Source organism: Gammaproteobacteria bacterium (assembly GCA_029884425.1).
In the GTDB taxonomy this organism is placed as follows: Bacteria; Pseudomonadota; Gammaproteobacteria; order S012-40; family S012-40; genus JAOUHV01.
The window spans coordinates 15,276-28,823 of record JAOUHV010000008.1; the positions used below are offsets into that span (position 1 = coordinate 15,276).

Genomic DNA, 13,548 nt, shown 5'->3' on the forward strand with positions numbered 1-13,548 from the left:
AAAACGCTGACCATGGATTCTCTCTCACCACCCTCGCTGACCGAGCAACAGCTGCACACACTGTGGCTGAATATCCAGCAGCACGCGCAACAATTAGGGTTTGAGCAGTGCGGGGTAAGCGATGTCGATTTATCCCAAGCCGAACCGCATTTGTTGCGCTGGCTGGAAAATCAATATCACGGTGAAATGGACTACATGTCACGCCACGGTACCAAACGCAGCCGTCCCGCAGAATTGGTCGCAGGCACCTTACGCATTATTTCGGTACGAATGAATTATCTTCCCGAAGCCACACCGCCCATTGAGGTGTTAAATGATCCTGACCGTGCCTATGTGTCACGCTATGCGCTCGGCCGCGATTATCACAAAATCATGCGCAAGCGGCTGGCACAACTGGCTGATTTCATCCGCGACAGCGTCGCCACCTTTGAAGGCCGCGCTTTTGTCGACAGCGCACCCGTGTTGGAAAAAGCCATTGCCGAAAAAGCCGGGCTGGGGTGGATAGGCAAACATTCCAATCTGATCAATCGCGATGCGGGATCGTGGTTTTTTTTAGGCGAACTTTTTACCAATTTGCCGCTGCCCGTGAATGTCGAAGCTACCCAATTTCATTGCGGCCGATGCACTGCCTGCATCACGGCCTGTCCAACCCAGGCCATCGTCGCACCATTTGAAATCGATGCCCGGCGCTGCATTTCCTATCTCACCATTGAGTATCAAGGCAGTATTCCGCTGGAATTTCGCCCATTATTGGGCAACCGAATTTATGGCTGTGATGATTGCCAGTTGTTTTGTCCGTGGAATCGTTTTGCCAAAACAACCGCAGAAGCTGATTTTCGTCCTCGTCACCAACTGGACAACATCACCCTGTGCGATTTATTTCAGTGGACAGAAGCTCAGTTCATGCAAAATTTTGAGGGATCGCCCATTCGGCGCATTGGCTATGTAAACTGGCTACGCAACATTGCCGTTGGCCTGGGCAATGCGCCCACCAGTGAGCACATCATCAATGCCCTTCACACGCGTGAGCAGCATCCCTCGGAATTACTGCGCGAACATGTGCATTGGGCATTGGCGCGTCACGGTATCAGATCTTCAGAATAGTTTGACGGTAGTATTGCAGTTCTTTGATGGACTCACGGATGTCGTCCAGCGCCAAATGCGTACCTTGTTTAACAAGTCCATTCAGCACAGAAGGCTGCCAGCGTCGAGCCAGCTCTTTGAGGGTGCTCACATCCAAATTGCGATAGTGGAAATACGCCTCTAATGTAGGCATGTATTTGACCAGAAACCGTCTATCCTGACCGATGCTGTTGCCACAAATCGGCGATTTCCCCTTGTCGATGTATTGCTGCAGAAATTCAATGGTCAAGCGCTCAGCCTCTGCGGTATCAATTTGACTTTCGCGCACACGCTGGGTCAAACCGGACGCGCCGTGCGTCTTCACGCACCACTCATCCATGACTTGCAGAACCTCATCGCTGTGATGAACCGCGATCACCGGCCCTTCAGCCAGCACATTCAATTGCGCATCCGTGACAATGGTCGCCATCTCGATGATTACGTCTTTTTCCGGATTCAAGCCGGTCATTTCAAGGTCGATCCAAATCAGGTTATCATCATTTTTCATAGCACTTCCCACGAATGAGCGTTTTGTTCACACACCGAATCTGGCATGATTGCTGACAGTCTCCAGTTTAACCCAATCACCTGGTGCGCGAAACCGCAGCGAAAAGATGTAAATGAGCAAACGTAGATTAAATCAGCAACAAGCCTGGCGCGCCGAAAAAATCCAGCAAGAGCGTATCCGTCGCAGCGAGAAAAAAGCCCAGCAACTGGAACAGCAGCTTGGCGCATCGTCTCTGGGCGAAGCCCAGCAAGGTCTGGTTATTGCCAATTTCGGCAATAACACCATTGTTGAAAACGACTTCAAACACCTGTTTCGCTGCCAAATCCGGCAAAATTTAGGGCAAATTGTCTGTGGTGATCGCGTTATCTGGCATGCCATTGGTGACAACAACGAAGGCGTCATTGTCGCCCGCCTGGAACGCCGTACCGTACTGGAACGCCCCACCATGCACGAAGACCACAAAGCGGTTGCCGCCAATATTGATCAGGTTTTTATCATGACCGCCCCCGAGCCAGCGCTGGGGCTGTTGTTGCTCGACCGCTACCTGGTGGCAACTGAGCTTGCCAAATTGGACGCGGTTATTGTGGTTAACAAAATTGACCTGTTGTCGCCCTCCGAGCTGGCCGCGCTAAAACACCAGCTCGAACCGTATCAGCGCATGGGTTATCGGTTGATTTATATCTCCACTGCCAACAACGTCGGAGCCAAAGAGTTGGAACAGGCCCTGGCAAACAAAGTCAGCATTCTGGCCGGGCAGTCCGGGGTCGGCAAATCTTCCACCATCAAATACTTGATGCCGGACATTGAAATCCAGATCGGGGCACTGAGTGCCACCAGCAAGCTGGGGCGGCACACGACCAGCTCATCACGCTATTTCCATCTGCCATTTGGCGGCGGCATTATTGATTCGCCTGGGGTGCGGGACTTTGGTTTATGGCAGGTGGAGCAGGACAAAATCAGCTGGGGATTTCGCGAGTTTCGCCCATTGCTGGGCAATTGCAAATTCAGCAATTGCAGCCATCAACACGAACCTGGCTGTGCAATTCAAGCCGCTGTCAGTGCCGGCGACATCAGTCGGGAACGGCTAAGTCACTTTCATCAGATTATCGACAGCAACAAAAACGCTGGCTGATCAGGCGACGCTCAGTAGCCGCGTCAGCTCGGCCATTTCGTCTTTGGCTTCAGCAATCAATTCCAGGTACGCCGCCCGCCCGAGTTTAAACAGCGGAAATTTGCCATGCGCCGGCAAGCTTTCGGGCTCGGGTAAATCCTGCCCTTCGCCGGCCAGTTTGCTCGCCAACAACTGGGCAATGATGACGACATCACTGTTGTTCGCTACGCCCGGATGATCATAATTCCAGTTCTCGGCGTTACGCACCACATCGGCAAATTCATCGTCAAAACGCCACATTTTCAGCACGTCAACGCCGAGCTGAACGCGACAGTGGTCAACAACTTCCTGCAGTCTGGACTCGGCCTGCTGCAACGTCGTGTCAGTCTCTGCATACGCCAGCACCGGCAGCAAGCCAATGTCATGCACCAGCGCCGCCAGCATCACATGTTCAGGATCCAAACGAGGCGTCACTCGCGCCAATGCAAACGCAAGCGTGGCAACCTGCAGGCTGTGCTTCCAGCTGCGTTCTGCCAAACGATTTGTGACTTTGGATTTGGCCGCATAGACGCGGCGCAAGGCGAAACTGGTGACCAAACTTTTGACCACATTCGCACCGAGACGATTAATCGCCGCGTGCACGTGCTCAACCGGTTGGGCTGATTTGTACAGAGGACAATTGGCAACCTGAATCAGACGCGCTGTCAGAGGGATATCCGACTGAATAACCCTGGCAAGCTCTGCGGTGGAGTAATTGGTGCGATCGATAACCTGGCGTACACGAATCGCGATGTCAGGCAGACCGGGCAGTTTCAGCTGCCCGGCACGCATTCTTTCCGATATTTCTTCCCTGAGTGTATCCAGTTCCTGAACTGCGACGCTGGGGCGATCAGTCATGCCTTAGGCAGCAAATCAGCTAAGCGCATTCGCACACAGGGCCAGCAGCGCACTCGGGAAAATTCCCAGCAACAGCACACCGATGCCGTTAACACTCATCGCCGCGCGCATGTCACCTGGCGCAGTAATAGGATGGGTCTCTACTGGCGCATCAAAATACATGACCTTGATAATGCGCAGGTAGTAGAAGGCACCGATGATGGAGAATACCACGGCGTAAATTGCCAGCCATGTATAGCCCGCAGCCACTGCGGCCTGCAGCACGGTCAGCTTGGCGTAAAAGCCCAACACCGGCGGTACACCCGCCATGGAAATCATCAGGATCAGCATCACAAACGCAAACCACGGGCTGCGATCGTTCAAGCCTTTGAAGTCGTCAATCTTGTCAGCCTCAAAACCAGCGCGAGTCAGCAGCAAAATCATGCCGAAGCCGCCCAATCCCATGAGGGTATAGGCGATCGTGTAGAACAGCGCTGCAGAATAGCCCTCGGGGCTGGCCGACAAAATACCCAGGAACAAAAAGCCCATGTGTGAAATGGTCGAATACGCCAGCATGCGCTTGATGTTGGTTTGGGCAATCGCAACAATGTTACCTACGGCGATAGACAGCATCGCCAGAATCACCAAAATGCCAGCCCAATCCGCCGCCAAACCGCTCATGCCGTCAACCAGCATACGCATGATCATCGCCAAACCAGCCAGCTTGGGTGCCGTACCGATAAACAAGGTAGTCGCTGTTGGTGCGCCGTCGTAAACGTCTGGCACCCACATGTGGAAAGGAACCGCGCCCAACTTGAACGACAGGCCCACCACGGTAAATACCAACCCCAAAATCAGCACCAAATCGCGCTCTGGATTTTCAGCAATGTACTTGCTCAGCACCGCCAGATCCAAGGTACCGCTCGCGCCGTACAACATCGACATGCCATACAGCAGCAAACCAGACGCCAACGCACCCAGGATGAAATATTTCATCGCAGCTTCGGTGGAAATCAGTGAGTCGCGGTTCATTGCCACCATCGCGTACAACGCCAGTGACAACAATTCCAAACCCAGGTAAACAGAAATCATGTTGTGCGAAGACGCAAGCACCATCATGCCCAGGACGGCAAACAGCGCCAGCACAAAAAATTCACCCTTGTACAAACCACGATCTGCCAAGTATTGACGCGAATAAATGAACACGCCAATAGTGACCACGTAGACAAACACCTTCAGTACAACACTGAGCGAATCGCTCACGAACGTACCAGAAAGCACAACCTGCGCTTCAGCAGGTGCAAGAACAATCGTCAACCCAGCAGCTACAGCCAGGGTAAAAATAGACAGATAGTAGGTAACGTCTCTGGTCTCATCACTCAGATACAGATCGACAAGCAGAATGATACAAGCCATGGAGAGTACAAAAATCTCCGGCAGTAACGGTATAAATTCGGCGATATTGACAGTGGTCATCAGAGAGTTCTCTAGTAATTACAATTTAGAGTTGGCTACATGAGCAACTAGGTTATCCACCGTTGCATGCATTACTTCCAGCAACGGATTGGGCCAGATACCCACACCCAGTACCAACACTGCCAACACTCCCAGGAACAGAAATTCACGCTTATCCAGATCTTTCAGCGCGGCGACGTTGTCATTGGCAACTTCACCAAAGAATACGCGCTTTACCATCCACAATGTGTAGGCGGCACCGATAATCAAGGTCAGCGCAGCCGCTGTACCTATCCAGAAATTCGCTTTAACCGCCGCCAATACCACCATGAATTCACCAACGAATCCAGACGTACCGGGTAAACCAGCATTCGCCATCGCGAACAGCACCGCAAATGAAGCAAACACCGGCATGGTATTGGTAACACCACCGTATGCAGAAATCTCGCGAGAATGTACGCGGTCATACAGCACGCCCACGCACAAGAACATTGCGGCAGAAATGAAACCGTGCGAAATCATTTGCACCATGGCGCCTTCGATACCCAGCGCCGCACCATCGTAACTGCCGGTGTTCTCATAAATCATGAACATCAAGAACATACCCAGCGTCACAAATCCCATGTGGGAAATGGACGAGTACGCAATCAGTTTCTTCATGTCCTGCTGAACCAAGGCCACAAAACCGATGTAAACGATAGCAATCAACGACAGCGCAATAACCAGCCAGTCCAACTGATTGCTGGCATCAGGTGTAATCGGCAAGCTAAAGCGCAAGAAACCGTAACCACCCATTTTCAACATGATGGCAGCCAGAATCACCGAACCACCCGTGGGAGCTTGAACGTGAGCATCTGGCAACCAAGTGTGCACCGGCCACATCGGAATCTTGACCGCAAACGCCACCAAAAATGCCAGGAAGATAAGAACCTGTTCTGGCTGTGACAGCGGCAACATGTGGAAATCCAAAATGCCAAAGCTGCCGGACTTGGTGTACATGTAGATCAACGCAACCAACATGAACACCGAGCCGAAAAAGGTATAGAGGAAAAACTTGATCGTTGCATAAACGCGGTTTGGACCGCCCCACATACCGATCACCAGGAACATCGGAACCAGCATCGCTTCCCAGAATACATAGAACAACACAGAATCAAGCGCAGCAAACACGCCGATCATCAGGCCTTCCATGATCAGGAACGCCGCCATGTACTGCGACACTTTGGTCTGCACGACCTCCCACGCGGCGATTACCACCAGCACAGTGGATACCGTCGTCAAAAGAATCAGCGGCATGGAAATGCCATCCACGCCGAGGTAGTAGTAAATGTTGAATGTCGGTATCCAGGACACCTTCTCAACAAACTGCATCTCCGCCGTTGACACATCAAACTGCGAGAACAGCGGGATAGAGACTAAAAACGTCACCAGCGAGAAAAACAATGACAGCCAACGTGTCATTACCGGGTTTTTATCACCGCTCGCGAACAATACTATCAGACCGCCCAGAATGGGCAGCCAGATCAACAAACTTAACAAGGCAAAATCAGAAAACATTCAATGGTTTCCTATTTATATATCTGACTTACAACTACGCGAGGAACGCCCATGTCACCAAAGCGGACAACCCGATGATCATGGCAAACGCATAGTGATATAGATAGCCAGTCTGCATATGCCGCATAGTCTGCGCCGTCCAACCGACAAAACGTGCCGAACCATTTACGATGGCATCGTCGATCACTTTCACATCCGCCTTCTGCCACAGGAACTGACCCAACTTACGGCTGCCAGCAGCAAAGAATTTATCGTTGAAACGATCACATCCGTAGGCATTGTCCAACATGTTGTAAATACCTGGATAACTTTCCTTCATGCGGGCCGCAATCTGGGGTTTCTTCATGTAAACGTACCAAGCGGTCGCCAAACCTGCCATCGACAAGTAGAACGCTGGCGTCATCAAACCGTGCACCAAGAAACCAACAGGACCAGTGAAGCTCTCGCCTAACTTGCCAAGCACATCGTGCTCAGGCAACACAAACAATGCACTACCAAAATAGTCGCCAAACAACAGCGGGCCAATGGTCAGGAAGCCGATCGCGACCGATGGAATCGCCAGCAATACCAATGGCAAGGTCACAACCCATGGACTCTCATGCAAATGCGACTTGGTGTGTGCATCCATACGTTCCTGGCCATGGAAGACAAGGAAGAACATACGGAAACTGTACAGCGCGGTGATAAACACACCGAGCAGCACCGCGACATACGCGAAGCCAGAACCCGTCAGATCAGACGCATGCACCGCCTCAATGATCGCATCCTTCGAATAAAATCCGGCCAAGCCAGGGAAGCCGATCAGTGCCAACGAACCAATCAAACTCGTCCAATAGGTAATCGGCATGTATTTCTTCAAGCCGCCCATCTTGCGAATATCCTGCTCATGGTGCATCGCAATGATGACAGAACCTGCGGCAAGGAATAGCAATGCTTTGAAAAACGCGTGAGTCATCAAGTGGAACAAGCCCGCTGCGTACGCAGACACGCCAAGCGCAACCACCATGTAACCCAACTGAGACAAGGTCGAATAGGCAATCACGCGTTTGATGTCGTTTTGCACCAAACCGAGGAATCCCATGAACAGTGCCGTCATCGCACCGATGATCATCACAAACGCCAGCGCAGTTTCTGACAGTTCGTACATTGGCGACATACGCGCCACCATGAACACACCGGCGGTAACCATCGTTGCAGCGTGAATCAAGGCAGAAATCGGCGTCGGACCTTCCATCGAATCCGGCAACCAGACATGCAATGGCACCTGGGCCGACTTACCCATCGCACCAATGAACAACAGAATACAAATCACTGTCATCAACGACCACTGATGACCAGGAATGAGTTCAATCGTCATATTGGCCATGGAAGGAGCGGCGGCAAACACATCGCGATAATCCAGGCTGTTGAAATACATCAACACCAACGCAATGCCCAGCAGGAAGCCAAAGTCACCAACACGGTTTACCAAAAATGCTTTCAGGTTCGCATAAATCGCTGTTTCGCGCTTATACCAGAAACCAATCAACAGGTAGGACACCAAACCAACCGCTTCCCAGCCGAAGAACAGCTGCATGAAGTTGTTGGCCATGACCAACATCAACATGGAGAAGGTAAACAGCGAAATGTAGCTGAAAAAGCGTTGATAGCCAGGATCGTCCTTCATATAGCCAATGGTGTAAATGTGCACCATCAACGATACAAACGTAACCACGACCATCATCATGGCCGTCAAGTTATCAACCAAAAATCCAACTTCAAACGTGATGCCGTCACTAACCAGCCAGGTATACACCGAACCGTTAAATGCTGCCGCGCCATCAAACACATGATGTTTGAAAACCATCATTGCCAATGCACAGGAAACAGCAACACCGATAATTGTCACCCAATGAGCGCCAGCGCGGCCAATGCGTCGACCGAACAAGCCCGCGATAATTGAACCTACCAGAGGAGCGAGAGCGATGGTGAGATAAATATTTTCCATATTTAGACTCAATCCTTAACCTTTCAAGGAACCCAGATCGTCGACGTTGATGGTTCTGCGATTACGGAATAGTACAACCAGAATCGCCAAACCAATCGCTGCCTCTGCGGCCGCCACGGTCAAAATGAAGAACACAAAAATCTGCCCTGCGGTATCTCCCATATAATGAGAGAAAGCAACAAAGTTGATGTTAACTGCCAGCAACATCAATTCAATCGCCATCAGCAGAATAATAATATTTTTACGGTTCAAAAAAATGCCAGCGACGCTGATGCAAAACAGCACGGCACCGAGTATCAGAAAATGCGATAACGAAATCATTTGAACACCCTGCCCCCAGCTTATTTTTTCTTCTCAGCCTGCATTTTAACCATGCGGACACGATCATTGCGCTTAACAACCACCTGATCTTCAGGCTTCATGTACTTACTCCAGCGTCTTGGACGCAAGGTCAAAGCAATCGCAGCAACAATCGCCACCACCAGAATAACCGCCGCCAATTCGAAGTGGTAAATGTACGTGGTGTACAGCTCCAGGCCCAACTCCTTGGTATTGCTGTAACCTTCTGGTTTGGGCAGAGGATCTTTGATCACACTCAAACCAAAACGCTCTGGACCAACAATCATGATCATTTCCAGAATCAGCACGAATGCGATCAACGACCCGACAGGCAAGTAGCGCGTAAAGCCTTCCTTGAGCGGTGCCAAGTTGATGTCCAGCATCATCACCACGAACAGGAACAGCACCATGACCGCACCAACGTACACCAGCACCAAGGTTACCGCCAGGAATTCTGCCTCAAGCAACAACCACACACCTGCGCTGGCAAAAAACGCCAACACGAGAAACAGTGCCGCATGAACCGGTCTGCGAATGGTGATAACCGCGCCTGCCGCTATCACCAGAATCGCCGAGAACAGATAAAAAAGTATTAACTCTATATTCATATAGGTTTGATCTGTCTGTTAACGTTAACGGAAACGAGCATCTTCAGCTCGGTCACGAGCAATCTGATCTTCGTACTTATCACCCATGGCCAGGAGCTTTTCCTTGGTCATGATATGCTCACCACGTTCCTCAAACACGTATTCAAAAACGCGTGTCTCAACGATTGCATCGACCGGACACGATTCCTCACAAAACCCACAGTAAATGCACTTGAACAAGTCGATATCGTAGCGACTAGTCCGGCGACTGCCGTCTTCACGCTGCGCAGACTCGATGGTAATTGCCAGCGCAGGGCAAACCGCCTCGCACAATTTACATGCGATACAACGTTCTTCACCGTTGGCATAACGACGCTGCGCATGCAAACCACGAAACCGTGGTGACATCGGCGTTTTTTCTTCCGGGTATTGAACCGTTATCTTTTTGGCAAACAAATATTTGCCAGTTAACTTCAATCCCATTAGCAGTTCCCAAAGGAACAGGCTCTTGACGTAATTAATAGCTGCAGTCATTTTCCTATTTCACCTTAGTCAAACCAGGGACCCAGACCGCCTAAAATGGCTGCGCCAAGCACGATAATCCAAACGATGGTCAACGGAATAAACACCTTCCAACCCAAACGCATGATCTGGTCATAGCGATAGCGCGGAAACGTCGCGCGGAACCACAAAAACAGGAACAAGAAGAACGATGCCTTCAGCAGCAACCAGATAATGCTGCCCTCTCCCAGGAACGTATCACCGATAACAGGCCAGCCCTGGAAAGGCGACAACCAACCGCCCAAGAACATCAGTGCCGTCAGCAACGAAATCAGAATCATTGCGGAGTATTCCGCAAGGAAAAATACCGAGAACGTCATCGCCGAGTATTCGACGTGGAAGCCCGCTACGATTTCTGATTCACCTTCGGCAACGTCAAACGGTGCACGATTGGTTTCAGCAACACCGGACAAGAAATAAATCACGAACAGTGGCAACAACGGAATCCAGAACCAGTGCAGCATACTGCCTTCCTGGGCCTTTACGATCTCAACCAGGTTCAAGCTGCCGCCAGCCATCAACACACCGACCAGCGCAAAACCCATCGCAATTTCGTACGATACAATTTGTGCCGCAGAGCGCAATGCACCCAAAAATGCGTACTTTGAGTTGGAGGCCCAGCCAGCGATGATGACACCGTACACACCCATCGACGTAATCGCCAGGATGTACAGCAGACCCGCATCAATATTGGCCAACACCAATTCTTCTTCGAATGGAATAACCGCAAATGCCGCGATCGCAGGCGCAAACGCCAACACCGGTGCAATCAAGAACAACACGCGGTTAGCACTGGTCGGGATGATGGTTTCCTTCATCAACAACTTCACCGCATCAGCGATCGGCTGCAACAAGCCTCTCGGACCAACACGGTTAGGACCAATACGTACCTGAATGTATCCAATGACTTTACGCTCTGCCAGCGTCAGGTAGGCAACCGCCCCCATCACTGGCAACACAATCACCAGAATCTTCAGAATAATGAGAATCAGTGTTACCAAATTCTCTGGCAAAAAGGAAAGCATTGAAGCTATCAGATCAAGCATTACCTGCACTCACCTTCTCGTTGTTTGCGACAGCACTGGCCTTAGCAATGCTAATAGTTCCCTGCGCGTTCCCCAAAGCAATCGTACCTGCCAACGATGAAGGTACGTATACGACACCCGCTGGAACGCGTGCGTCGATAATCAATGGCAACGTTACTTTCGCCTGTCCCTGAGTCACAGCCACATGGTCGTCCTCAGTAACAGCGAACTTCGCCGCCGTCTCAGCATTCAAATAAACCGCAGCCTGCATGGCATCCGCTGTTTTCTGCAACGGCGCAGCACGACGAATGATATTGTCAATCGCGTACATTGGCACATCCGCCACGCGCTCCAAGGCAACATCCGACGGCAGAGATTTAGGCATTGCAACTGCGCCGGTTGCACTCACTGGCTCACCGACTTTTGCACGCAGCTCATCGTGAATTTCTTCAACGCTGAAATAATCAAATCCGTTCAGGTCAAGCAAGTTACCCAATACTCGCAACACTTTCCACGCAGGGCGAGCCTCGCCTTTCGGTGCACACACACCTTCAAACAATTGCCAGCGGCCTTCGCCGTTGACAAAGCTGCCTGCTGTTTCGGCATAGGTCGCAATGGGCAACAACACATCAGCGTAGCTGTCCATGGACGCAGAACGGAATGGCGTCAATGCGATAACAAAATCGGTATTTTTCATACCCTGCAATGCTGCTTGAGTATCTGCGCAGTCAAACTCTGGCTCGACGTTCAACAGCAGCATTGCCTTCATCTTGGCATTCAGCATTTCACTGACATTCATGCCGGCCTTAACTGCTGTCGCACGGTGTGGAACAGCACCAACCATCGATGCACCGGCCGCATTTGCACCCGCCGTTGCGTAACCAAAGGTAGCGCCGGTCATATCCGCAATCGCCTTAGCCAACGCGCGCAACGCTGCGTAATCCGCATGCGCCATGGCATGAACACCCAGGATAACGTGAGCACGCTCACCCTTGAGCAGCGCTTCCGCGATTTTCTTGTGCGACTCACCCACTGTAACTCCAGCAGTAAGCGCATCCAGACCAGCCACCTTGCTGCTGGCATTCGCAGCGCATGCCTTGGCAACTGCCGCCAATTGCACCAGCATTTCAGAAGGCTTGACTGCAATATTATTGGCAACAGGGAAATTAAAATCGTACGCCATCGAGTTAATAAACGAGACGTGTGCGCCGGCTTTCGCTGCCTTGCGAGTGCGCAAGCCCAACAATGGTTGATCCTTACGAATATTCGCGCCAATAAACAACAGCGCATCGGCTTTTTCGATATCTGCAATCGCCACACCCAATGTCGGGCAAACGGGATCAGCCTGAACATCAGAAAAATCACGCTGGCGCAGACGATAATCAATGTTATCGCTCAGCAATCCGCGCGTTATTTTCTGCGCAAGATAAATTTCTTCGGTCGTGGAGCTGGGAGAAACCAAGGTCCCCAACAAATGAGGGCCATCGACACCGCTCACTCGCTGCAATGCTTCAGCAGCGACGCGCAAAGCGGTTTCCCAATCAACCTGCTTCCAACTGCCGCCCTGTTTTACCATTGGCGACGTCAGACGCTCTTTGCTCTCGATACCGGTATAGGCAAAACGATCACGGTCAGACAACCAAGTTTCATTCACTGCTTCATTGTCTGCAGGAACAACACGCAAAATTTCATTGCCACGGGTATGGGCCGTCAAGTTGGAACCAACGCTGTCATGGCCTGCCACGCCATCACGGGAGAACATTTCCCATGCACGCGCTTTGTAACGGAAAGGCTTGGAGGTCAGTGCGCCTACTGGACACAAATCGATAATATTGCCTGACAGTTCTGAATCCACCGTCGCCGCCACATAGGTACCGATGCTCATGTGCTCACCGCGTCCCATTCCGCCCAGTTCCTTGGAACCCGCGATTTCGTCGCAGAAACGCACACAGCGCGTACAGTGAATGCAGCGCGTCATGTCAGTGGAAATCAGCGGACCGATGTTCTTGTCACCCAGTACACGCTTGCTCTCGCTGTAGCGAGATACATCTTTGCCATAGCCAACAGCGACATCCTGCAATTCACACTCGCCACCCTGATCACAGATCGGGCAATCCAGCGGATGATTAATCAGCAGAAACTCCATCACACCTTTTTGCGCAGCCAGTGCGCCAGGTGATTTGGTCGCAACACGCATACCATCGGTTACCGGCGTTGCACACGCGGGCAGTGGCTTGCGAGCTTTTTCAACTTCAACCAAGCACATGCGGCAATTGGCCGCCACGGACAGTTTTTTGTGATAGCAGAAGCGAGGAATATAAATTCCTGCCTCGTCAGCCGCCTCAATGAGCATCGCCCCATCGCGCGCTACAACTTCTTTACCGTCTATTTCAATCTTTACCATGCTGGTGTCCCGTTAT

Annotated in this window: 12 protein-coding genes; 2 read left to right on the forward strand and 10 right to left on the reverse strand. The window is 51.3% G+C overall.

Going from position 1 to position 13,548, the window contains the following annotated elements; genetic code table 11:
* Positions 1 to 12 precede the first annotated feature (12 nt).
* Positions 13 to 1,104: a tRNA epoxyqueuosine(34) reductase QueG gene (queG, locus tag OEW58_03600; GenBank protein ID MDH5300428.1), complete on the forward strand. Its 1,092-nt coding sequence runs from the start codon at positions 13 to 15 to the stop codon at positions 1,102 to 1,104.
* On the opposite strand, the gene orn is transcribed toward queG, so the two are convergent.
* Positions 1,088 to 1,630 carry an oligoribonuclease gene (gene orn, locus OEW58_03605; GenBank protein ID MDH5300429.1) on the reverse strand — a complete coding sequence of 181 codons (543 nt, stop codon included), beginning with the start codon at positions 1,628 to 1,630 and terminating at the stop codon, positions 1,088 to 1,090. The genes queG and orn overlap by 17 nt on opposite strands.
* Before the next feature lie 112 nt (positions 1,631 to 1,742).
* Here orn and rsgA point away from each other — a divergent pair, with 112 nt between their 5' ends.
* Positions 1,743 to 2,762, forward strand: coding sequence for a small ribosomal subunit biogenesis GTPase RsgA (gene rsgA / locus OEW58_03610; protein ID MDH5300430.1), 1,020 nt, complete (start codon positions 1,743 to 1,745; stop codon positions 2,760 to 2,762).
* On the opposite strand, the gene OEW58_03615 is transcribed toward rsgA, so the two are convergent.
* From OEW58_03615 to nuoG, 9 genes are read right to left on the reverse strand one after another with little or no spacing between them, the layout of a single operon-like run.
* Positions 2,763 to 3,638: an HDOD domain-containing protein gene (locus tag OEW58_03615; protein ID MDH5300431.1), complete on the reverse strand. Its 876-nt coding sequence runs from the start codon at positions 3,636 to 3,638 to the stop codon at positions 2,763 to 2,765. It lies immediately after the preceding gene.
* Positions 3,639 to 3,653: 15 nt separating this feature from the next.
* Complete coding sequence (nuoN, locus tag OEW58_03620; protein MDH5300432.1) at positions 3,654 to 5,093, reverse strand: NADH-quinone oxidoreductase subunit NuoN; 1,440 nt, start codon at positions 5,091 to 5,093, stop codon at positions 3,654 to 3,656.
* Positions 5,094 to 5,111: 18 nt separating this feature from the next.
* On the reverse strand, positions 5,112 to 6,629 hold the full coding sequence (locus OEW58_03625; protein ID MDH5300433.1) for an NADH-quinone oxidoreductase subunit M: 1,518 nt from the start codon (positions 6,627 to 6,629) through the stop codon (positions 5,112 to 5,114).
* A 34-nt stretch (positions 6,630 to 6,663) separates the two neighbouring features.
* Positions 6,664 to 8,616 (reverse strand): NADH-quinone oxidoreductase subunit L, encoded by a 1,953-nt coding sequence (gene nuoL, locus OEW58_03630; protein ID MDH5300434.1) that lies wholly within the window; start codon positions 8,614 to 8,616, stop codon positions 6,664 to 6,666.
* Between the two features lie 15 nt (positions 8,617 to 8,631).
* On the reverse strand, positions 8,632 to 8,937 hold the full coding sequence (gene nuoK / locus OEW58_03635; protein ID MDH5300435.1) for an NADH-quinone oxidoreductase subunit NuoK: 306 nt from the start codon (positions 8,935 to 8,937) through the stop codon (positions 8,632 to 8,634).
* 20 nt (positions 8,938 to 8,957) lie between these two features.
* On the reverse strand, positions 8,958 to 9,563 hold the full coding sequence (locus OEW58_03640; protein MDH5300436.1) for an NADH-quinone oxidoreductase subunit J: 606 nt from the start codon (positions 9,561 to 9,563) through the stop codon (positions 8,958 to 8,960).
* Between the two features lie 24 nt (positions 9,564 to 9,587).
* A complete protein-coding gene (nuoI, locus tag OEW58_03645) occupies positions 9,588 to 10,076 on the reverse strand; it encodes an NADH-quinone oxidoreductase subunit NuoI (GenBank protein MDH5300437.1) in 489 nt (162 codons plus the stop codon).
* A 14-nt stretch (positions 10,077 to 10,090) separates the two neighbouring features.
* Entirely contained in the window at positions 10,091 to 11,149 is a 1,059-nt protein-coding gene (nuoH, locus tag OEW58_03650) for an NADH-quinone oxidoreductase subunit NuoH (protein ID MDH5300438.1), read from the reverse strand.
* A complete protein-coding gene (gene nuoG / locus OEW58_03655) occupies positions 11,142 to 13,532 on the reverse strand; it encodes an NADH-quinone oxidoreductase subunit NuoG (GenBank protein MDH5300439.1) in 2,391 nt (796 codons plus the stop codon). The genes nuoH and nuoG overlap by 8 nt, the downstream gene beginning before the upstream one ends.
* Between the last annotated feature and the right edge of the window lie 16 nt (positions 13,533 to 13,548).

Coding starts and splice junctions, on each gene's coding strand:
- queG (MDH5300428.1), top strand. CDS start 13: ATGGATTCTCTCTCACCACCCTCGCTGACCGAGCAACAGCTGCACACA.
- orn (MDH5300429.1), bottom strand. CDS start 1,630: ATGAAAAATGATGATAACCTGATTTGGATCGACCTTGAAATGACCGGC.
- rsgA (MDH5300430.1), top strand. CDS start 1,743: ATGAGCAAACGTAGATTAAATCAGCAACAAGCCTGGCGCGCCGAAAAA.
- OEW58_03615 (MDH5300431.1), bottom strand. CDS start 3,638: ATGACTGATCGCCCCAGCGTCGCAGTTCAGGAACTGGATACACTCAGG.
- nuoN (MDH5300432.1), bottom strand. CDS start 5,093: ATGACCACTGTCAATATCGCCGAATTTATACCGTTACTGCCGGAGATT.
- OEW58_03625 (MDH5300433.1), bottom strand. CDS start 6,629: ATGTTTTCTGATTTTGCCTTGTTAAGTTTGTTGATCTGGCTGCCCATT.
- nuoL (MDH5300434.1), bottom strand. CDS start 8,616: ATGGAAAATATTTATCTCACCATCGCTCTCGCTCCTCTGGTAGGTTCA.
- nuoK (MDH5300435.1), bottom strand. CDS start 8,937: ATGATTTCGTTATCGCATTTTCTGATACTCGGTGCCGTGCTGTTTTGC.
- OEW58_03640 (MDH5300436.1), bottom strand. CDS start 9,563: ATGAATATAGAGTTAATACTTTTTTATCTGTTCTCGGCGATTCTGGTG.
- nuoI (MDH5300437.1), bottom strand. CDS start 10,076: ATGACTGCAGCTATTAATTACGTCAAGAGCCTGTTCCTTTGGGAACTG.
- nuoH (MDH5300438.1), bottom strand. CDS start 11,149: ATGCTTGATCTGATAGCTTCAATGCTTTCCTTTTTGCCAGAGAATTTG.
- nuoG (MDH5300439.1), bottom strand. CDS start 13,532: ATGGTAAAGATTGAAATAGACGGTAAAGAAGTTGTAGCGCGCGATGGG.